This window comes from Roseburia hominis, assembly GCA_040702975.1.
Classification (GTDB): Bacteria; Bacillota; Clostridia; order Lachnospirales; family Lachnospiraceae; genus Allocoprococcus; species Allocoprococcus hominis_A.
This window is the reverse complement of the sequence record CP159990.1, coordinates 3100233-3119707: the sequence shown is the minus strand read 5'-3', so window position 1 is coordinate 3119707 and position 19475 is coordinate 3100233. Positions and strand designations below refer to the sequence as shown.

19 protein-coding genes and 2 pseudogenes are annotated in these 19475 nt (G+C 45.2%); 16 read left to right on the top strand and 5 right to left on the bottom strand.

Annotation, left to right across the window (positions count from 1 at the left end):
• A complete protein-coding gene (locus ABXS75_14440; GenBank protein ID XCP84253.1) occupies positions 1 to 801 on the top strand; it encodes a YdcF family protein in 801 nt (266 codons plus the stop codon).
• 115 nt (positions 802 to 916) lie between these two features.
• On the opposite strand, the gene ABXS75_14435 is transcribed toward ABXS75_14440, so the two are convergent.
• The gene (locus ABXS75_14435) at positions 917 to 1210 is read right to left on the bottom strand and encodes a hypothetical protein (GenBank protein XCP84252.1); all 294 of its coding nucleotides are present in this window, start codon (positions 1208 to 1210) and stop codon (positions 917 to 919) included.
• 258 nt (positions 1211 to 1468) lie between these two features.
• Here ABXS75_14435 and ABXS75_14430 point away from each other — a divergent pair, with 258 nt between their 5' ends.
• The 15 genes and pseudogenes from ABXS75_14430 (at position 1469) to ABXS75_14360 (ending at position 15812) form a co-directional block, all read left to right on the top strand.
• Positions 1469 to 2344: an aldo/keto reductase gene (locus tag ABXS75_14430; GenBank protein XCP84251.1), complete on the top strand. Its 876-nt coding sequence runs from the start codon at positions 1469 to 1471 to the stop codon at positions 2342 to 2344.
• Positions 2341 to 2766 carry a thioesterase family protein gene (locus tag ABXS75_14425; GenBank protein XCP84250.1) on the top strand — a complete coding sequence of 142 codons (426 nt, stop codon included), beginning with the start codon at positions 2341 to 2343 and terminating at the stop codon, positions 2764 to 2766. Before ABXS75_14430 ends, ABXS75_14425 begins: the two co-directional genes overlap by 4 nt.
• A gap of 18 nt (positions 2767 to 2784) precedes the next feature.
• A complete protein-coding gene (thrS, locus tag ABXS75_14420; protein ID XCP84249.1) occupies positions 2785 to 4710 on the top strand; it encodes a threonine--tRNA ligase in 1926 nt (641 codons plus the stop codon).
• A 107-nt stretch (positions 4711 to 4817) separates the two neighbouring features.
• The gene (locus ABXS75_14415) at positions 4818 to 5132 is read left to right on the top strand and encodes a DUF1540 domain-containing protein (GenBank protein XCP84248.1); all 315 of its coding nucleotides are present in this window, start codon (positions 4818 to 4820) and stop codon (positions 5130 to 5132) included.
• A gap of 575 nt (positions 5133 to 5707) precedes the next feature.
• Complete coding sequence (locus tag ABXS75_14410; GenBank protein ID XCP84247.1) at positions 5708 to 7114, top strand: AI-2E family transporter; 1407 nt, start codon at positions 5708 to 5710, stop codon at positions 7112 to 7114.
• A gap of 3 nt (positions 7115 to 7117) precedes the next feature.
• Positions 7118 to 8041 (top strand): homoserine O-succinyltransferase, encoded by a 924-nt coding sequence (metA, locus tag ABXS75_14405; protein XCP84246.1) that lies wholly within the window; start codon positions 7118 to 7120, stop codon positions 8039 to 8041.
• Between the two features lie 165 nt (positions 8042 to 8206).
• Positions 8207 to 8596, top strand: a complete 390-nt coding sequence (locus ABXS75_14400) for a DUF1847 domain-containing protein (GenBank protein XCP84245.1) — start codon at positions 8207 to 8209, stop codon at positions 8594 to 8596.
• Between the two features lie 226 nt (positions 8597 to 8822).
• On the top strand, positions 8823 to 12512 hold the full coding sequence (locus tag ABXS75_14395) for a response regulator (protein ID XCP84244.1): 3690 nt from the start codon (positions 8823 to 8825) through the stop codon (positions 12510 to 12512).
• A gap of 205 nt (positions 12513 to 12717) precedes the next feature.
• Entirely contained in the window at positions 12718 to 12891 is a 174-nt protein-coding gene (locus ABXS75_14390; GenBank protein ID XCP84243.1) for a type II toxin-antitoxin system PemK/MazF family toxin, read from the top strand.
• Between the two features lie 367 nt (positions 12892 to 13258).
• Positions 13259 to 13423: a hypothetical protein gene (locus tag ABXS75_14385; protein XCP84242.1), complete on the top strand. Its 165-nt coding sequence runs from the start codon at positions 13259 to 13261 to the stop codon at positions 13421 to 13423.
• 43 nt (positions 13424 to 13466) lie between these two features.
• A complete protein-coding gene (locus ABXS75_14380; protein XCP84241.1) occupies positions 13467 to 13571 on the top strand; it encodes a hypothetical protein in 105 nt (34 codons plus the stop codon).
• 12 nt (positions 13572 to 13583) lie between these two features.
• Positions 13584 to 14037 (top strand): annotated as a pseudogene (locus ABXS75_14375) (PDDEXK nuclease domain-containing protein).
• 12 nt (positions 14038 to 14049) lie between these two features.
• A pseudogene (locus ABXS75_14370) lies at positions 14050 to 14319 on the top strand (DEAD/DEAH box helicase family protein).
• A 226-nt stretch (positions 14320 to 14545) separates the two neighbouring features.
• Positions 14546 to 15187, top strand: a complete 642-nt coding sequence (locus ABXS75_14365) for a hypothetical protein (protein ID XCP84240.1) — start codon at positions 14546 to 14548, stop codon at positions 15185 to 15187.
• 13 nt (positions 15188 to 15200) lie between these two features.
• Positions 15201 to 15812, top strand: coding sequence for a hypothetical protein (locus ABXS75_14360; GenBank protein XCP84239.1), 612 nt, complete (start codon positions 15201 to 15203; stop codon positions 15810 to 15812).
• 339 nt (positions 15813 to 16151) lie between these two features.
• Here the strand turns inward: ABXS75_14360 and ABXS75_14355 are convergent, their stop codons facing one another.
• The 4 genes from ABXS75_14355 to ABXS75_14340 form a co-directional block, all read right to left on the bottom strand.
• The gene (locus tag ABXS75_14355) at positions 16152 to 16466 is read right to left on the bottom strand and encodes a DUF6618 family protein (GenBank protein XCP84238.1); all 315 of its coding nucleotides are present in this window, start codon (positions 16464 to 16466) and stop codon (positions 16152 to 16154) included.
• 19 nt (positions 16467 to 16485) lie between these two features.
• A complete protein-coding gene (locus ABXS75_14350) occupies positions 16486 to 17292 on the bottom strand; it encodes an AAA family ATPase (GenBank protein XCP84237.1) in 807 nt (268 codons plus the stop codon).
• Positions 17292 to 18560, bottom strand: coding sequence for a DDE-type integrase/transposase/recombinase (locus ABXS75_14345; protein ID XCP84236.1), 1269 nt, complete (start codon positions 18558 to 18560; stop codon positions 17292 to 17294). The genes ABXS75_14350 and ABXS75_14345 overlap by 1 nt, the downstream gene beginning before the upstream one ends.
• Positions 18561 to 18649: 89 nt before the next feature.
• Positions 18650 to 19168: a DUF6431 domain-containing protein gene (locus ABXS75_14340; protein XCP84235.1), complete on the bottom strand. Its 519-nt coding sequence runs from the start codon at positions 19166 to 19168 to the stop codon at positions 18650 to 18652.
• Between the last annotated feature and the right edge of the window lie 307 nt (positions 19169 to 19475).

Genomic DNA, 19475 nt, shown 5'->3' with positions numbered 1-19475 from the left:
GTGATCATCGGAATCTTATGTATTTTATATTATATAGCAATCTGTAAATATCTGCGCAGGTGGAATTCCAGGTTCCCCAGGTTCTGGCTGATTCTGGGGCTTGCGATCCTTCTGTTTGAGTGGAAGAAAAAGCTGCTCCCCGTAGAGGTTCTACGGGGAGTCCGTTTTATGGAAACAGTGATCCTGGTGCTGTTCGGAATTGTGGAGCTTCTGGTCATTAGCGGGATGCGAAGAAATGTTCCGAATGAAGGCTGCAGGTATTTGATCGTCCTGGGGGCGAAGGTGGACGGGTACCACCTTACCGATGCGCTAAGGCAGCGTATGGATGCGGCAATCCGGTATCTGAGAGAGAACCCGGATACGAAGGTGATCGTATCCGGCGGGCAGGGACACGGGGAATCCTTGCCGGAAGGGCGTGCGATGGCTGCCTACCTCAGAAAATGCGGGATCGCTCCGGGAAGGATTCTGACAGAGGAGAAATCAACTACCACCAGGGAGAATCTGGCATATTCGGGGAAGATTCTGCTGGAGGATCTGCGGCGGGAAACGACGGAAAGTGCCAGAAAAGGCGAGCGGAAGGAGAGGCATTTCGCCGAAGACGAAGAGAGTTTGCAGCAAGTCCGGGTCGGTGTTGTTACGAACAGTTTCCATATGTATCGCGCAGTGAAGATTGCAGGACAGGTGGGATATGGGAATGTGGCGGTACTTCCCGCGCCTACGACGAAGATTATGCTGGTGAATTATATGACCAGGGAGTTTTTTGGGGTTTTGAAAATGTGGGTGTCGGGGAGAAGGGTGTAGAGCAGTAGGATTCCAAAGGGTGAAGATTTTCGGATTTTACTGATTGACAAATGAAAGTCCCATGTTTATAATGATAAACAAACGTGTTGACGAGAAGAGTAGAATATACACGGATCTAAGAGAGGGAGATCATCGGCTGGAAGTCTCCTGTCACGGTATATTTGAAGACCACCTCTGAGCGGCTGCGACGAGCAGCACGGCCGGACACCGTTACCGTCCAAACGAAGTGGCCCTGGCCCAAAGCCAAGGCAAGCGGGGTGGAACCGCGAGTAAAATGATGACTCGTCCCTTGCAGTATTAAATCAAAAATACTGTGAGGGATTTTTTTGCGCGAGGCAAGGAGTGCGTGCGCTGGACGAAGGGCAGAGCGAATGTGCTTGCACAATGAGCTGTGCAGTTCGTTCAGCATAGGCAGGCTGCCCGCGACTGAGATGAAGCGAAGCGGAATCGAAGTGGCGGCACGCACGGTGTAGAAACGTGGAAAAGACAGCAGAGCGAATGTGCTTGCACAATGAGTTATGCAGTTCGTTCAGCATAGGCAGGCTGCCCGCGACTGAGATGAAGCGAAGCGGAATCGAAGTGGCGGCACGCACGGTGTAGAAATACGGAAATAACAGCAGGCTGCCTCAAGCAAAGAATAGACAGGTCAGGAAGGGAGAGTGGCTGAATGGATAGTATTTATGACACCTACACGCTGAATAATGGAATGAAAATTCCCTGTATGGGCTTCGGAACCTACAAGACGGTACAAGGGAATAATGTGGAAATCCTGGAGACTGCGATTCAGGCAGGCTACCGGTATTTTGACACAGCATCTTTCTACGGAACAGAGGAATATATCGGGCAGGCAGTGAAAGCAAGCGGCATTCCCAGAGAAAAATTCTTCCTCGCCTCCAAGCTGTGGAAAGATGAGATGGGATATGAGAAGACAAAAAAAGCCCTTGAGGATACCCTGAAACGGCTTCAGACAGATTATCTGGACATTTACATGATCCACTGGCCGCGCCCGACAGTCGAGTGCGAGAACTGGAAAGAGATAGATCTGGAGACCTGGCGGGCGATGGAAGAACTTTACGCAGAGGGAAAGGTCCGGGGCCTCGGCCTTAGCAATTTCCTTCCGCAGCACCTGGAAAATATTCTTCAAAACTGCCGGATAAAGCCGGTAGTGGATCAGCTGGAACTACACCCGGGATATATGCAGCACCATGCACTGCAGTATTTGAAAGAACATGATATTTACCCACAGGCATGGAGTCCGATCGGAAGACAGAGAGTATTGGAAGAAAAGCTTCTGGTGGAGCTATCAGAAAAGTATCAGGTATCTCCGGCTCAAATCTGTCTGCGTTATCTGGTACAGAATCAGATCATTCCGGTGCCAAAGTCCTCTTCTATGGAGCGAATGAAGGAGAATATGTCAGTGTTTGGATTCTCTTTGGAAGAGGAGGATATGCATTTGATTTCGTCCATGCCCCAGGCAGGCTGGTCGGGTGAGCATCCGGACCCGATCCTTGCAACGAAGATTCAGAGGAGTACGAGGAAATGACGGAAGCATACAGACATAAAGTGCAGTATTATGAGACAGACCAGATGAAGATCGTTCATCATTCCAATTACATCCGTTGGTTCGAGGAGGCCAGAATTGACTATATGGAGCAGCTTGGAATGCCATATGCCGAGATGGAGGAGCGGAAGATCATAAGCCCGGTTCTTGCGGTGGAAGCAGAGTATATGCGAATGGTACATTTCGGAGATACCGTATCCATACAGACGAAAATAAAAGAATATAACGGAATTAAGCTGGCAATCAGTTACGAAGTAACAGATGAAAAAACCGGAATGGTGCATTGCATGGGAGTGACAAAACATTGTTTCCTCAATGAAAAAGGGCGTCCGATCTCATTGAAACGCGCATTTCCCGATTATCACGAGAAATTAATGAACGCACTCACGCATGACAGAATATAAAAAGAAAGGAATAACATTATGAAAATCACATTAAAAGACGGCTCAGTAAAAGAGTACGCAGCGAGCAAATCTGTGATTGAGATCGCAGCAGATATCAGCGAAGGTCTGGCAAGAAATGCGACGGCAGGCGAGGTAGACGGAGAGATCGTAGATCTTCGTACCGTCATTGACAAAGACTGCGAGCTGAACATTCTTACATTTAACGATGATAAGGGAAAAGGGGCGTTCCGCCACACTGCGTCTCACGTTCTGGCACAGGCGATCAAGAGACTGTACCCGGATACGAAGCTGGCGATCGGACCGTCAGTTGCGGACGGTTTCTACTATGACATTGACAGAGAGACTCCGCTGACGGCTGAGGATCTGGAGAAAATTGAGGCGGAGATGAAGAAAATCGTTAAAGAAAAACTGCCGCTTACACGTTTTACCAAGCCGAGAGATGAGGCAATCGAGTATTTTAAAGAAAAAGAGGAACCCTATAAGGTAGAATTGATCGAAGACCTTCCGGAAGATGCTGAGATCAGCTTTTATTCCCAGGGAGAATTCACAGACCTTTGCGCAGGCCCGCATCTGATGACAACAGGCCCGATTAAGGCGGTGAAGCTCACAAGTCTTGCAGGTGCTTACTGGCGCGGAAGCGAGAAAAACAAGATGCTCCAGAGAGTGTACGGTACGGCTTATCCGAAGAAAGCAGACCTTGACGCCTACCTTACCATGCTGGAGGAGGCAAAGAAACGTGATCACAGAAGACTTGGAAAAGAACTGGGACTTTTCATGATGCGCGAAGAGGGACCGGGCTTCCCGTTCTTCCTGCCGAAAGGAATGGTGCTTAAGAATCAGCTTCTGGATTATTGGAGAGAGATTCATGACAAAGCAGGATATGTGGAGATTTCCACACCGATCATGCTGAGCCGCCATCTCTGGGAGACGTCCGGACACTGGGATCACTACAAAGACAATATGTATACGACGGTGATCGACGAAGAAGATTTCGCGATCAAGCCGATGAACTGCCCGGGAGGAATCCTGGTATATCAGTCTGAGCCGCGTTCTTACCGTGATTTGCCGCTCAGAATGGGAGAGTTGGGTCTGGTTCACCGTCATGAGAAATCCGGCCAGCTCCATGGACTTATGCGTGTAAGATGCTTTACGCAGGACGATGCCCACATCTTTATGATGCCGGAGCAGATTCGTGACGAAATCAAAGGCGTTGCAAAACTGATCGATGAGGTATACAGCCTGTTCGGTTTCAAATATCATGTAGAGCTCTCTACTCGTCCGGAGGACAGCATGGGAAGCGACGAGGACTGGGAGATGGCAACAGAGGCACTTCGTGGCGCGCTTGATGACCTGGGACTTGATTATGTGGTAAATGAAGGAGACGGCGCATTCTATGGGCCGAAGATCGACTTCCATCTGGAGGATTCCATCGGAAGAACCTGGCAGTGCGGAACGATTCAGCTTGACTTCCAGCTTCCGCTTCGGTTTGAATGCGAGTATACGGGAGCGGACGGCGAGAAACACCGCCCGATCATGATCCACCGTGTGGCATTCGGTTCGATTGAACGTTTCATCGGCATTTTGATCGAGCATTTTGCAGGCGCATTCCCGACCTGGCTGGCACCGGTACAGGTGAAGGTGCTCCCGATTTCCGATAAATATATGGACTATGCTAAGAATGTATATGGAGAGCTGAAAAACGCCGGAATCCGTGCGGAAATCGACACACGTGCGGAAAAGATCGGTTATAAGATCCGCGAGGCGCAGATGCAGAAGATCCCGTATATGCTGGTAGTCGGAGGAAAAGAGGAAGAAGAAGGACTGGTTTCCGTGAGAAGTCGTTTTGAAGGCGATGAAGGACAGAAATCTCTGGCAGATTTCATTGCTGCACTTCATATGGAAATCAAGGCAAAAACGGTTCGCGAAGTAAAAACGAAGGAATAGAACCGGAAGAGTCAGGGCATAATGTTATTGAAAATAACCCCGGATATGGAATCGGGGACACGACTATTTACCATCAGGCAAAAGCGTGTAGAAAAGGAGGTAGCATTATGCCAGAATTAAAATGTACAGTACAGACCTGTATGCATAACAAGGATTTTTATTGCGACTTAAATGCGATTCAGGTAGGAGGAAACTCGGCAAAGCGCCCGGAAGAGACCTGCTGCGACAGCTTTGAGGAGAGAAGAAGCGGAACTTACAGCAATGTGACGGGGGAGGCGACTCCGACCAGCAAGATCGACTGTAAGGCTACAGAATGTCAGTATAATGAGAACTGCGTCTGTCACGCCGGTAAGATCAGCGTGGAAGGAAGCCAGGCATGCCAGTGTGAAGAGACGGAGTGTGCGACATTTACCTGCCAGTAAGACAATGAGGGTATAGAAAGCGTATCTATCTGGTCTGATGGCTGGTTTGTAGAAATAATACCTGCCAGCCAAAGTAAGATTTACGGGAAATGTACTTGCTATAGCAGGCAAAAGTTGTCTGGTTGTGGACAAAAGAATCTTCTGTAAGCGAAAGAAGTTAGGTCACAGAAAAAAATAGAACAATATTTGGCGAAAAAGGCGTGTGGGACAAAATTCCTGCGCGTCTTTTTTATTTCACAGGAAAGTGTGTGGCATTTTCCTGTGAAATAAAACGCACTTTGTTATCAGGCATACCTGAATGAACGTCCGGTGGACGTTCATCTCGGTGCAATCATGCACAGCTTATGGAAAGGAAATTGCTGCTATGCAGCCCCTCTCACGAAAATATAAATATAAATTTTCCGGCATTAAGGTTGACTGTTATGCGGAAAAATGCGACAATAGAAGCTGTTAGGTGTAAGAGCACTCCTCATTAAGATGAAGGCTCTTGCGAAAAAAGGTTATGTGTAAGAGTACTCTTCGTTATGGTGGAGTTTCTTATAAAAAAGATTCAGATAGATAAAAGGTGAGACGTGATGCAAGAGGAAGAAAAAATAAATACAGGGCAGCCAAAGGAGCGCTCTGCGCCCTACTACAGCAAAAGACCAAAGTTTGGAAATAAAGGACCATCAAAGATCAGACAGCATTTCAGCCAGGGACTGACCATATTCCTGGTAATCGCGACATGTGTGTTATTCTATTTCGCCCTTCTCAGGCTAAATGATATTTCCAGAATTATCGGCATGGTAGTGGACGTGTTGAAGCCGATTTTATATGGTCTGGCAATCGCATATCTGCTGAACCCGATCGTGAAGCAGGTGGACAGATTTTTGGTTCCGCTTTTGGAGAAGAAGCTCGGCAAAAAGAGAGCAATGAAGATATCAAGGGCAGTGGGCGTGGTAGCAGCGCTCATTTTCCTGGTGGCTTTGGTGGTGGCTCTTTGTAATATGCTGATTCCGGAGCTGTATAAGAGTATCAGCAATATGATCTATACCCTCCCAGGTCAGCTCAACGATCTGCTGGATAAGGTAAATGAGTTGCTGTCTGTGGAGACAACGACCAATATACTGATCAAGAATGTGATGGAGCAGGCAGCCTCCGCTTTGCAGACCTGGCTTAGGACGGATCTGATGCGTCAGGCCAATTCCCTGATGACGAATCTGACGGCAGGAGTGATCAATGTTCTGAGCGAGGTGGTTGACATCTTGATCGGACTTATTGTTTCCGTCTATGTTCTGTTCAGCAAGGAGCAGTTCGCGGCTCAGTGTAAAAAGGCTGTTTATGCATTTTTCCGGACGGATCACGCCAATATGGCGCTGCATCTTACGAAAAAGAGTAATGAGATCTTTGGCGGGTTTATTATCGGAAAAGTGATTGATTCAGCGATCATTGGAGTATTATGTTTTCTTGGGCTCACGATTCTTGATATGCCATATATTGTTCTGGTCAGCGTGATCGTGGGTGTGACGAACGTGATTCCGTTCTTTGGACCGTATATAGGAGCCATTCCGAGTGCAGTCCTGATCCTGCTGGACGATCCGCGCAAAGGCGTGTATTTTATCCTGTTTATTCTGTTTTTGCAGCAGCTTGACGGAAATGTGATCGGACCGAAGATTCTGGGAAATTCTACAGGACTTTCTGCTTTCTGGGTCGTTTTCTCGATCTTGCTGGGCGGAGGACTTTTTGGATTTGTCGGAATGATTATGGGCGTGCCTACATTTGCGGTCTTCTATTATGTGGCAAATATGCTGATCAATCATAAGCTGGAGAAGAAGAATCTGCCGCTTCTTTCGGTCCATTACGGGGAGAAGAGTTATGTGGACGACGAGGGCAAGTTTGTGAGCGATGACATTATTTTGATGGAAAAAGAGTTGGAAGAGAAGATGCTTTCTGAAGAACAGGAAGCAGCAGAAATAGAGTATGAAGAAAAGGGAGGAAAATAAACTATGCCGATTCGTGTACAGAATGACCTTCCGGTCAAGGAAATACTGGAGAAAGAGAATATATTTGTAATGGACGAATTCCGTGCGACCCACCAGGATATCCGTCCGATCAAGATCGGACTTTTGAATCTGATGCCGCTCAAGGAGGACACGGAACTTCAGCTTTTGCGGTCGCTGTCCAATACGCCGCTGCAGGTGGATATCGTGTTCGTGACGGTGAAGAGCCATGAGTCAAAGAACACATCTGCCAATCATTTGAACCGGTTTTATGAGACCTTTGATCAGGTCAGGGATCAGAAATTTGACGGATTCATTATCACAGGGGCGCCGGTGGAACAGATGCCTTTTGAGGAAGTGGACTATTGGGAGGAACTCAAGGAGATCATGGAGTGGACCAAGACCCATGTCACCTCCACGATTCACTTATGCTGGGGAGCGCAGGCAGCTTTGTATTACCACTATGGGATCAATAAAGTACCGCTTGAGTCCAAATTGTTCGGCGTTTTCCGTCACAGGGTATTGAACCGGAAAATACCGCTTGTCCGTGGGTTTGATGATGTGTTCTTAGCGCCGCATTCCCGTCATACGGACGTGCCGATCAAGAAAATCAGAGCTGATGAACGTCTGATGATTTTGGCGGAGTCTGAGAAAGCCGGGGCATTTTTGGTGATGGCTGAGGACGGAAGACAGATTTTTGTTATGGGACACCCGGAATATGACAGGATCACGCTGGACGGAGAGTATAAGCGCGATCTCGGCAAAGGACTTCCAATCGAGATGCCGGAAAATTATTATCCGAACGATGACGCAAGCCAGAAGCCGCTTCTTACCTGGAGAGCACATGGGAATACGCTCTATGGGAATTGGCTGAATTATTACGTGTATCAGGCGACCCCGTATGACATGATCGGGACGCCGCAATTTTAGGCAGCATTCTTATATATAAAAAGACTTTAGGTAATAACGGAGCTGTTGCAAAAGTAGATGAATAATCTACCTAAGCAACAGCTCCGTTATTTTGATGAAGTTGGTGTGCGCCCCTGAAGTTTTTCTGAACTGCCGTTCTGATTCTGGTTGTCTGCGGTATCGCCGATGAATCCGGAAATAAAGAAGAAAGCCATAGAATGTTATGAGGAAGAAGAAAATCGGAGGATAATGCAGACGGCTGCCAGTGTAGAGTACGAAGGGTATTGCCACTGGTGCCGAGTAGAGGAGACTATAGAATTTGCCAGGGGGATGGGGTATCATAAAATTGGAATCGCCGGCTGTTCCATTGGAAATAACATGTGCAACCCGATTCTCCAGGCGCTGGAAGAGGCGGGGACAGATTTTAATGTCGTCATAGGACTTTGCGTGGGGCACAATTCTCTGTTTTACAAATACTCAAAGGCACCGGTAACAACACTGATTATGAAAGACCGGGTGAGCGGCCATAATCCGGATGGATATTTGGATGAAATGAAAGCGTTTTTTGCCGGATAACATTTGTGGCCGGAAATCAAGGAAAAAGAAGAAGTAAAATCCATTAAAAAGTACAGAACCAATATTGGAAAATGCAGAAAATTAGAAATACGGATTGAGATGGAATAGAATATAAGGTGAAGTATGTAGTGATATATTATCAGGTTGATAATCCTGTTTTTATTTGATATGATAAAAAAAAGAATGATATTTATTGAAAATAAATGGAAGAGAAAGGGTATTTTTCATGCAGATATTGGCAAAGAGCATTGTGAACAGGCAAAGAAGGGCTGGCATCATGGTCTGTGTTATGATGATGGTGCAGATTATTGCGCTGCTCCTCTTTTGGAGGAGTGGGACTGTGGTCTATGGGGCAGATACAGAAGCGAAAACCGTGAAGGTAGGTTTCTTTGCGATGGATGGTTATCATATGATAGACGAAAATGGGGTCAGAAGCGGTTACGGATATGATTTTCTGCAGATGGTCACCAGGTATGTTAGTTTTGAGTATGAGTATATCGGCTATGACAAAACCTGGCAGGAAATGCAGGAGATGCTGAAAAAGGGCGAAATCGATATGGTCTCGTCGATGCGCAAGACCGAAGAGCGGGAAAAGTTTTTTGATTTTTCTCTTCCTATAGGAAGCAACAGTGTACTTCTGAATGTTTCTATCGATGATGAGCGGTATACGCCGGGGGATTATGATTCCTATAATGGAATGCATATTGGACTGCTCCGGGGGAACAGCCGGAATGCTGATGTCGCAGAGTTTGCAGAAGAAAAGGGCTTCTCTTACACGGAAGAGTATTATGATACTGCAGAGGAACTTTCTAAGGCCCTTGCGGATGGACGGGTGGATGCGATCGGAACCAGTTCTCTACGTGAGGGTGCCAGGGAAAAAACGCTGGATAAGTTTGCGACAGAGGACTTTTATGTGGCGGTAAGAAAAGGCAACAAAGAACTGCTGTCGGACATAAATTATGCTATCTCCCAGATGGACAATGTAGAAGGGGACTGGAAAAATAGACTGTATTACACGTACTACCGCAGTACTAAAAAAAATTCAGTGGAATTTACAGAACGCGAAAAGAAGATTATCGAGGAGTATTCCACAGGCGGCAAAGTATTGAAAGTTACTTCTAACTGTGACAAAGAACCTTATTCCTATGTCGAGGATGGCGAACTGAAGGGAATCCTTCCGGATATTTTTGCAAAATATATGGAAATGTGCGGAATGGAGTATGAATTCTATGCTCCCGAAAGCCGGGAAGAATACCAGAAACTCTCTACCTCCGGGGCAATACCGGTTTTTTTGGATGCACGCATGGGAGCTTCCCTGACGGAAGATTATGGAGGCTATATTTCTCCGGTCTATATCACACTAAATGTAGCAAGAGTGACGAGAAAAAATTTTGACGGTGATATTAAGACTATTGCAGTAACTGCTAATCAGGGACAGATACCGATTGAGGAAATAAATCTGGATGATGCCACGGAAATCGAATATGCTGACCGTAGGTCTGCGATACAGGCAGTTGCGGACGGAGAGGTAGACGCCACTTACGTATACAGCTACACTGCGGCAAAATATGTCAATGAGGATATCACCGGACAACTGGTGTATACGGTTCTGGAAACGCCTTATTATGATTATTCCATATCTGTTTCAAAAAATATGCCTCATGAGATCCTGGGCATCATCACCAAGTGTATCTATGCCCTTCCAAAGTCAGAGATTGATGATATCGTTGCAAAACATACCAGTTTTTCTGCCTATCGCGTATCCGTGGAAGATTATCTGAAAATAAATCCATGGCTTGGTCTGACAGCAGTTATGTTTATTATTGTTCTGGCTTTGGTGGTTTTTGTCGTCATATCGAGAGAACGTGCCAGTCAGAGGCTTTTTGAAGAAGAACAGAGAAGCATAAAAAAATTACAGGAGCAGATGAACATCATCAATGCGCTTGGCAGTGAATATAATCCCCTGTGTCTGGTAAATCTGGATAAAGATACCATTCGGCTGCTGCGGGCAGAGGTTAAAGGAAAGGTGGCAGAGGAAGTAGCAAAAAGTGCGTGTTATACGGAAGTAATCAGAGAATATATCGAAAAGGTTGTGGTTCCTGAACAGAGAGAGCAGTTTTTGAAAAAAACAGAACTGGAGACATTAAAGAAAGAACTTCCCGAAAAAGGGATTCTTCAGTTGAATTATCAGCGTATCCGCAATGGTGTGGTAAGTTGTTTCCAGATGAATTGTGCGAGAGTTCCATCTGAGGATGGTATCAGCCGGATGGTGGTGGGATATCGAAATGTGGATGATGTGGTAGCACATGAGAGGGAACAGCAAAGGCTGCTTCGCGACGCGCTGGCAGAAGCCCGGCATGCAAGTGCTGCAAAGACCACATTTTTGTCAAATATGTCCCATGACATCCGGACGCCGATGAATGCGATCATTGGATTTGCAACAGTAGCCCTGCGCCGACTTGACAATAAGGAACAGGTAAAGGATTCTCTGGAAAAAGTGCTGGCAGCAGGAAACCATCTGCTGCATTTGATCAATGATATTCTGGATATGAGCAGGATTGAAAGCGGTCGGCTGCAGTTGCATGAGCAGGAATGCAATCTTTCCGAGATTATCCATAATCTGGTGAATATGAACCAGTCCCAGATCAGGGCAAAGCAATTGGATTTTTATGTTGATACCTTTATGGTGAAGGATGAGGATATTTATGCGGATCCACTGAAGCTAAATCAGGTGTTGATTAATCTGATGAGCAACGCCATTAAATATACCCCATCCACAGGCAGAGTTTCCCTACGGATCATTCAGCATCCTTGTGATGTGCTGGATTATGCAAAATATGAGTTCATCGTAAAAGATAACGGAATGGGGATGTCAGAGGAATTCTTAAAGCATATTTTTGAACCGTTTGAAAGAGAAGCGTCCACCACCCGTACAGGTATTGAGGGCACAGGGCTTGGAATGGCTATTACCAGGAATATTGTTGACATGATGGGCGGAACGATCACTGCAGAAAGTGAAAAGGGCAAGGGCAGTGAATTCCGGGTAGTTCTAAGCTTTAAGATCCAGCCAGGAGAGAAAAAGCCGGAGCACATGGAAGAACTGGCAGGCCGTCGGGTTTTGGTTGTCGATGATGACTTCCATACCTGTGAAAGTCTTTCAGGTATGCTGGAAGAGATGGGAATGCAGTGTGAATGGACCATATCCGGCAGGGAAGCTGTCTGTAGGGCACAGAAAGCATGTCATGATCATGCTCCCTTCCATACATATCTCATAGACTGGCTGATGCCGGAGCAGAATGGAATTGAAACTGCAAGGCAGATTCATAAGGCAGTCGGAGCGGAGGCACCGATCATTATCCTGACGGCCTATGACTGGAACGATATTGAAGAGGAGGCCAGAGAGGCAGGCGTGACCGAGTTCTGTTCCAAGCCTTTGTTCAAATCGGATCTGAAGGCTGTTTTATGCAGGGCGCATAGCTCTGTTCCTGAAGAAGAAAAGGAGGAATGGTCTGAAGCTGATTTCATCGGAAAACGTGTGCTTCTGGTAGAGGACAACGAACTGAACCGTGAAATCGCGACGGAAATTCTGGAGGAATCAGGCTTTCTTGTGGAATCTGTTCCTGACGGCACGGACGCGGTCAGGAAGATGGAGCAGGTGGAAGAATTCTATTACGATATTATTCTCATGGATATTCAGATGCCCATTATGGACGGTTATGAGGCAACAAGAGTTATCAGGGCAATGAATCGTGCAGATGTCGGGCGGATCCCTATTTTTGCGATGTCAGCAAATGCTCTGGAGGAGGACCGGGAACAGGCGCTTGCCAGCGGAATGAATGAGCATATTGCGAAACCGTTTGAAGTGAGTGAGTTTCTGGGTATCCTGCACAAATATATCAGCAAAGCAGAATTATAGAAAACAGAAAGGGCATAGGGTGTGAGAAACGGCAGCTATCCGAGGGTATGGATAGCTGCCGTTCTTTGATAAATTTCAAATTTTTTCCTGCCAGTGCGACAGCCGACAGTCTGAAACAGAATTCTAGACCTCACCGCAGTGACTACCGTGAATTGGCAGTTCCGAACTAAGGATGCTCGTATAAAGTTAGTCTCGCAGGCCCAAAATGAGTCTGCCTACACATGCGCCACTGAAAGGGATTAAAGGGCTGAGGAAAGGTTCAGTTGTGCTTCTAGAACAGGTAAGGATAATAGATAAAAAGAGGTTGGATGATTTTGCCGGGACTTTGAGCAGACAGGTTATGCTGAAGGTGGATGCAGCGTTACGAGAAAGTACGTAAATGAAAAAGCAGGATAAAATTTGTGACTGGAAACAAAGGAAAAAGAAAAAGTAAAATCCATTAAAAAACAGAACAAAAGTTCGATTTGCTCTGTACTTTTATTGATGTATATGATATAATTTACGCAATGCAACGAGCCCAGTGATTGATTGCAGACATTTGGAGACTGCCACGATAACGACGCAAAACGAGTTTTGTGACGTTGAAATTCGAGTAACGGGTAAATACAATAAATGGGAGTTTAGAGATTGTTCCAAAAAAATAAATGTAATAATAGGTCTTAATAATTCTGGAATTATCTATTTTAGAAACGCCATTATTAAGAGTTCCCAAAATATTAGAGGGGCTATTTTGTGAAAAAGTAATATTGACAGAAGCGAAGGCGGATGAATTAATATATCAAGAATTATTTAAAAAGTCAAAAGAAATTGTCCAAGTAGCACGTGAAATGACAGGGACAGTAGCGAATTTCATAACAGTAATTTCAAATTTTGAAATAGGACGTTATCTTGTAAAAGAAGAACAAAAATGAGAAAATTCCGTTTCGACTTTCCTGGTCACATTATCAAGTTCTTATGAGGATTGAAAATAGAGATAAAAGAAATTTTTATGAAAAGGAAGCAATCTCATATAATTGGGATGTGAGAACTTTAAAACGTCAATATAATTCTAGTCTTTAAGAACGATTGGCAATGAGTAGAGAAAAAGAGTGGGTAATAGAATTGGCTAATAATGGGATTACACTTTACAAACCTCAGGATGTGCTGAAATCACCTTTTGTTTTAGAATTTTTAGGAATGAATGCTAAAGCAGCGTATCAAGAAAGTGATTTAGAAAGTGCTATAATTGGAAAATTACAAAATTTTCTCTTAGAGTTAGGGAAAGGATTTCTATTTGAAGCAAGACAGAAGCGTTTTACATTTCATGAAAAAAACTTTTATCGATTTGGTATTTCATAATCGTTTGCTTAGATGCTATGTGTTGATTGATTTAAAAGTTGATGGATTAACACATCAGGATTTGGGGCAAATGCAGATGTATGTTAATTATTATGATAGATATGTGAAAACAGATGATGAAAATCCAACAGTTGGGATTTTATTATGTAAAGACAGTGATGAGACACTAGTTCAAATGTATTTATAGGAGGACCTATTCATGGATCATTTTAAATTAGTATCAGAATACGCCCCCACCGGCGACCAGCCGCAGGCGATCGAACAATTAGTGAAAGGTTTCAAGGAAGGCAACCAGTGCCAGACACTTCTTGGTGTCACCGGCTCCGGAAAGACCTTCACGATGGCAAATGTCATTCAACAATTAAATAAGCCTACTCTTATAATCGCCCATAACAAGACATTAGCAGCACAGCTCTATGGCGAATTCAAGGAATTTTTTCCTAACAATGCAGTGGAGTATTTTGTCAGTTAATCTACTGATGGAGTAATCGGCACATTATTTAGTGTTGTCTGGTGTTGTTTTTTCTATATTTTGTGGATGAAAAGTGGTAAAATGGACTGGATAACACTGGGTGGATGGGTGGTGTTTGTGACCTGTATTCGTGTAATGGATGACGTGATATAGAAAAGCATTATATGGAAAATTAAATGTATTGAGTTAGAAATGTAAAAACGGAATCATTAGGAGGTAAAAGATGAGATTGCTTGTAAGAGATTTAAAACCAGTAAAATTAATAAAGGCAGATGGAGAGATTTATGAGGACGTAAAGGTAAATTTGCAGAGTGCGGTAAATAAATTATTGACGCAGGAATTTAATATACCTTTTGAAGAGGGAGATTTTATCGAACGAAAATTAAGAAGTGGAATCATAGAAAAATATGTAATTTTAAAAATAAATCAATCCAGTAATGTGATTAATATGGATATTAAAAAAACTACCGATTTAACAAAAAATAATGGTAAGGAGGTTACGGATAAGCAACAAAAAATTATAAATAATACAAACAATTTTTATGATAAGGTGACAGGAGTGCAAATACAACAAGGTACGAATAATTCTTCACAAGAGCAAACAATAACTCAAGAATTTGATTATAATAAAGTAGAAAAAGTTTTAGAACAGATAAAAAAATACGATAGTGCATTTGATGATGAATATGGAGAGAAGGCACCGGAAATAAGAAATAAGATTGATGAAGTAGAAGCATTAATACAAAAAAGAGAAAATCCAAGTAGAATAAAGATATTGTTAACAGATATTAAAAATTTATCTATTGGAATAGCAGGTAGTTTGATTGCATCTGGCATTGTTGGGCTTATTGGAACAGTGATATAGGTGGTGAGCAAAAGTGGGAATTGTAATAGAACTTCAAAGAGAAGCATTAGATGAAAATATTTCTATTGAATCTTTAATGAGAAAGGCGTACCTAGTTGCAAGAAAACTTAATTTGAAAGAATTTGAAGAATGGATAACTCAGGAACAAAATGGTTATAAAGATTGCATACCTGAGTATCGTAATATAGTGGGAGAAATAAAAGCATGGAATCCTTATCATGGTTGGATACCAATGGTTTTATCGGCAGAGATAGCGGATATTGCATCCAAAATGCCTATTCCTACTTCAATTTCAGAATTACAAGATGTATATAATTCAAGCGAAAGCACGATATGTTTGTCTGTAAATGGAAGATTAACAGAATGGTTCAATGAACATATGGATTTTATACCCACGAAATATCAATTTTTTTCTTCAAGAAGTGAACTATATAGAATCATGAGTACGGTAAGAAATAAAATATTGGACTGGGCATTACTCCTTGAGGAGAATGGGATAGTGGGAGAGGGGATGACATTTACTGATGTAGAGAAGGAAACCGCTCATAATACGCAAGTGATTAACAACTATACAAATAATTTCTATGCAGAAGTGTCTGATATAGACATACAACAAGGGGAATAAATACTTACATAGCCGATTGGTTTTCAAAATGAGAATCAGTCGGCTTTTTTCATGCCCATTTTTATACATAGCCATTCCCCACAAAGGAGTGGCTATAATTTTTTCGAGAAAGGAGGCGAACCGAAATGTACCCACAAAGTGTTGGACGGCAAATTGAAGGAGACATAAACGGCGAATTATTTTTCTGATTTTTATCCCGTTGACTGCGCAGTGCAACCTGCAAATGCATTCTTCTATCAAAAACGCGGCACGCTGTTGGCAACAGGGAGACTGCTCTGAAATACAAAGAGCTGTGGAATCCATTGTGGGATCCACAGCCCATGTAAAATTCGTAATCTTTCAAATATTATCAGCCAGGGCAGGCAGATACACCAGGGCGGTGGCCACGGTTACTGCGTCTACCTTCCGCATCAGACTGCGGAGCCTTTCTTCGTTCCAGAAGATATCGGAGAAATCAGATAATTCGCACCCGATATCATGGTTGGGGATGCACAGGTAATTCCCATATTTATGCCGCCCGGCAAGGATGTGGAAGTAAGTCCCTCTCCCGCTGATTTCTGCTTCGTACTGGCCGGGAAGTTTCCGCAGCAGCGTAAGTTTTCCAGTCCAGCATTCTTTCCGTGAACCGTGCCTGAGAATACAGGTGTATTCCATAAACAGTACCCCTCCTTCCTTAGCCGAGGTTCTGGCTGCTGACGGAAGCCAGGATGACCTCTGTATCAATGACCTTCTTTTCCATCTGTGCCCCAAGTGTCAGCGCGTTGGTCATCAGGTTATCAACAAGCCTGGGACTGCCCTGGGAGTGGCTGTGGACAGCACACAGGGCTGCATGGTCAATAATGGAGGAAGCTCCGCCAGCACAGGCGATCTTGTGGAGGACATACTGCCCGACTTCCGAATCGGAGAGCCCGGAGAAGTTATAGTGGACGGTAACACGCTGCCGCAGTGCCTCATGGACGGGCTTTTTGAGCGTATTGTTCAGATGGGGCTCCCCACAGAGTATGAGAGTAAAGCAGTTGAGGGAATCATAGCCGTAATTCATGAGCATCTTGATATCCTCCAGAATGCCGGTAGAGAGATACTGTGCCTCATCGATGGCAAGGAGGAGGGGCTGCTTCTTTTCACGGTAGAGATAGAGGACCTGCTCCTGGATCGCCCGGAACATGCCGGGTTTGCCGCCTTTGGGTTCTATACCAAGCGTAGAACAGAACTGGCGGTAGAACTCCATGACACTGACGGTAGAGAGGCAGAGATACTCCATGTGGTAAAGATTCGGGTTCAGGCTTTTGGCAAAACAGCGCAGTGCGAAGGACTTGCCCATGCCGGGGCGTGCGGTGAACAGCCCGATGCCCCTGGTATCCTTGAGGTAGTCCAGCCGTGAGAGCATCTCCGAGATGTCTTTCGAGAGGAAACGGTCCTTCTCAGAGGCCATCTGTTTGTCAAAAGGGTTGAAGGCCAGCCCATAGTAAGTGCGGAACATCAGCAGGCACCTCCTATCTTTGAATAATCAATAGAAGGGGTGTTGTTACGTTTTGTCCTGCAGTTTTCATTTTTATCTGTCGGCCGGATGGGATAATGCTCCCCCTCATAAAGGATGTAGGCAGAGGACATATCGTCGGGAAGGAAGCGGATCTCAACTTTGGATGAGATGAACTGCATGGGGACGTCATAGGAGACCTTGTCGATGGAGACAGTGGAATCCTTATTCACCTTCCTGTTGATGCGGTTTAAGAAACATTCCTCCAGCCATTCCCTGGACTTTGGCATCTGTATGGCACAGCGCGTCTTCTGGTAACGTTCCATGGGGGTACAGCCGATGCCGGAATGCATGGAAGTATTGTAGGTGCGGATATAGTCCCGCAGGAGGGAATTGAACTGTGCCAGGGACGTGATGGAATCCATGTCCAGCGTATAAAGCCAGGTCTCCTTGAATGTCCTGAACTGGCGTTCGATCTTGGCCTTGCTGGCGCCGTCCCGCACTTTTGTATGAAGGAGGACCGTGCCGATGGAGCCGCAGATCAGGGAGAGCTGTTCATTTGAGTAGCTGCAGCCATTGTCGACATAGAGTTTCGCCGGAATGCCGTGGGAGGCAACTGCGTTTTTTAAAACTTTCTGGAAGTTATAGGCGTTATCGTTATAAAAAAGGCCGCCGCCCACCAGGAAACGCGAGTGGTCATCAATGATCATAATGCAGTAAACCCTCCTGCGCTGCCCGCCTTCCGTGATATAAGGGAGGTAACAGGTATCCGCCTGCCACATTTTCCCAAAGGCATCTTCCTCAAAAGCTTTCCTGTCCCTCATAGATGGATTGCGCGCCGACTTCAGGTCATGCTTTTTCACGAAGCGCTGGACGGCGCAGACGCTGACAGAGGCGGGGATAAAAGCTTCCTCCACAAGATGGCGGTGGATCTGGGTTGCGTTTAAGCGTGGGAAAGCCTCTTTCAGCCGGTAGATCTCTTCAATGGCCGTGTCCGGCAAGGCGCGTGTGGAGCCTTTGTCGGAACGTTCCCGGGGCATGAGCGCGTCAATGCCGCCATTCTGGTAAAGAGAGGCCCACTTGCTGAGGGTCTTGGGGCTGTACTGGAATACAGAGCCGTCAGGCAGGGTGAGGGGTTTTTCCGTTACCCGCTGGTAATAGGCGTTTCTGGACGCATCCGGATAAAGGCCATGGATGACCGGTGCAATGAGTGCGAGCCGGAACTGTGCCATAGCAGATGCGTCTGAAAAGTTTTTGGTGTTGTAATGCATAAAAAAATCCTCCTTTACTGTTTTCTATCAGCATATAGGAAGAACAGCCTGGAGACCATCCCTGTGTTATGTGGTGTCTGGGAAACGGTTCAGGGGCCGAACTGCTGTTGGCAGTAAGCCGCCGGATTTCTGTGGGACTGGAGGAAGGAGACAGAGAAGCGGCGGACAAAACCGGATGCAAAGCCGGAATAAGCGGGCATCCGAAAAAGGCCTTTCAGGAAAGAGAGGCCGGAGGACTCCCTGGAAGAGAGAAGGCCCAGCCACTCTTCCTTCTGCTTTTTGAACAGGGAAAGCCAATGGTAGAGCTGGTTTTGGTTAATACAGAAGCGTGCGCAGATTTTTTCTACGGAAGCAAGCCGAAGGAAATATTCCGCCAGGACACGGAGGATAAAGAAAAGGCCGTAGGAGGAATAAGGGATGATGAAATCCGGAAGGATGGCATGGGTATGGCCGCAGGAACAGACAAGGCGCAGGATACAGAGGCTGTGCCAGACAGGCTTTCCACCAACGAAATCAGCCAGGGAACGTTCATAATAGGCATGGACGGAACAAGCTCCCTTTGCCCCACAACAGGGGCAGGTCTGTAGTTCAGGCCGGAAACCGTCCATGAAGGAGTCAAAAAGCTTTTTTGATGAAGATTTTATACGAATTAACTTGCAAAACAGGGAATTATTTCTTATCATAATAAATGTCAGTGATGCCAAAGCCTCATGAGTGGGACATGATCCCGTATATGGCAGGTATGCTGGTGTATGAGAGAAAGAACGAACTGTAGGAGGGGCTGTTCTTTCTCTTTTTTGTTCCATAAAAACTATACTGGAATAGAGCAGGATGGTCAAGATAAAAGTGTGCTGTTTTTTACTGCACGCTGACATAGATAATAATTAAATGTTGAGATTTTAATTTGCTGTATTT

What these genes read in the sequence shown, in the direction of transcription:
- ABXS75_14345 (XCP84236.1), bottom strand. Translation starts at nt 18,560, where the DNA reads ATGCATTACAACACCAAAAACTTTTCAGACGCATCTGCTATGGCACAG.
- ABXS75_14430 (XCP84251.1), top strand. Translation starts at nt 1,469, where the DNA reads ATGGATAGTATTTATGACACCTACACGCTGAATAATGGAATGAAAATT.
- ABXS75_14390 (XCP84243.1), top strand. Translation starts at nt 12,718, where the DNA reads ATGAGTCTGCCTACACATGCGCCACTGAAAGGGATTAAAGGGCTGAGG.
- ABXS75_14380 (XCP84241.1), top strand. Translation starts at nt 13,467, where the DNA reads ATGAGGATTGAAAATAGAGATAAAAGAAATTTTTATGAAAAGGAAGCA.
- ABXS75_14425 (XCP84250.1), top strand. Translation starts at nt 2,341, where the DNA reads ATGACGGAAGCATACAGACATAAAGTGCAGTATTATGAGACAGACCAG.
- ABXS75_14395 (XCP84244.1), top strand. Translation starts at nt 8,823, where the DNA reads ATGCAGATATTGGCAAAGAGCATTGTGAACAGGCAAAGAAGGGCTGGC.
- ABXS75_14340 (XCP84235.1), bottom strand. Translation starts at nt 19,168, where the DNA reads ATGGACGGTTTCCGGCCTGAACTACAGACCTGCCCCTGTTGTGGGGCA.
- ABXS75_14365 (XCP84240.1), top strand. Translation starts at nt 14,546, where the DNA reads ATGAGATTGCTTGTAAGAGATTTAAAACCAGTAAAATTAATAAAGGCA.
- ABXS75_14415 (XCP84248.1), top strand. Translation starts at nt 4,818, where the DNA reads ATGCCAGAATTAAAATGTACAGTACAGACCTGTATGCATAACAAGGAT.
- ABXS75_14410 (XCP84247.1), top strand. Translation starts at nt 5,708, where the DNA reads ATGCAAGAGGAAGAAAAAATAAATACAGGGCAGCCAAAGGAGCGCTCT.
- thrS (XCP84249.1), top strand. Translation starts at nt 2,785, where the DNA reads ATGAAAATCACATTAAAAGACGGCTCAGTAAAAGAGTACGCAGCGAGC.
- ABXS75_14400 (XCP84245.1), top strand. Translation starts at nt 8,207, where the DNA reads ATGAATCCGGAAATAAAGAAGAAAGCCATAGAATGTTATGAGGAAGAA.
- ABXS75_14350 (XCP84237.1), bottom strand. Translation starts at nt 17,292, where the DNA reads ATGTTCCGCACTTACTATGGGCTGGCCTTCAACCCTTTTGACAAACAG.
- metA (XCP84246.1), top strand. Translation starts at nt 7,118, where the DNA reads ATGCCGATTCGTGTACAGAATGACCTTCCGGTCAAGGAAATACTGGAG.
- ABXS75_14435 (XCP84252.1), bottom strand. Translation starts at nt 1,210, where the DNA reads ATGCTGAACGAACTGCACAGCTCATTGTGCAAGCACATTCGCTCTGCC.
- ABXS75_14355 (XCP84238.1), bottom strand. Translation starts at nt 16,466, where the DNA reads ATGGAATACACCTGTATTCTCAGGCACGGTTCACGGAAAGAATGCTGG.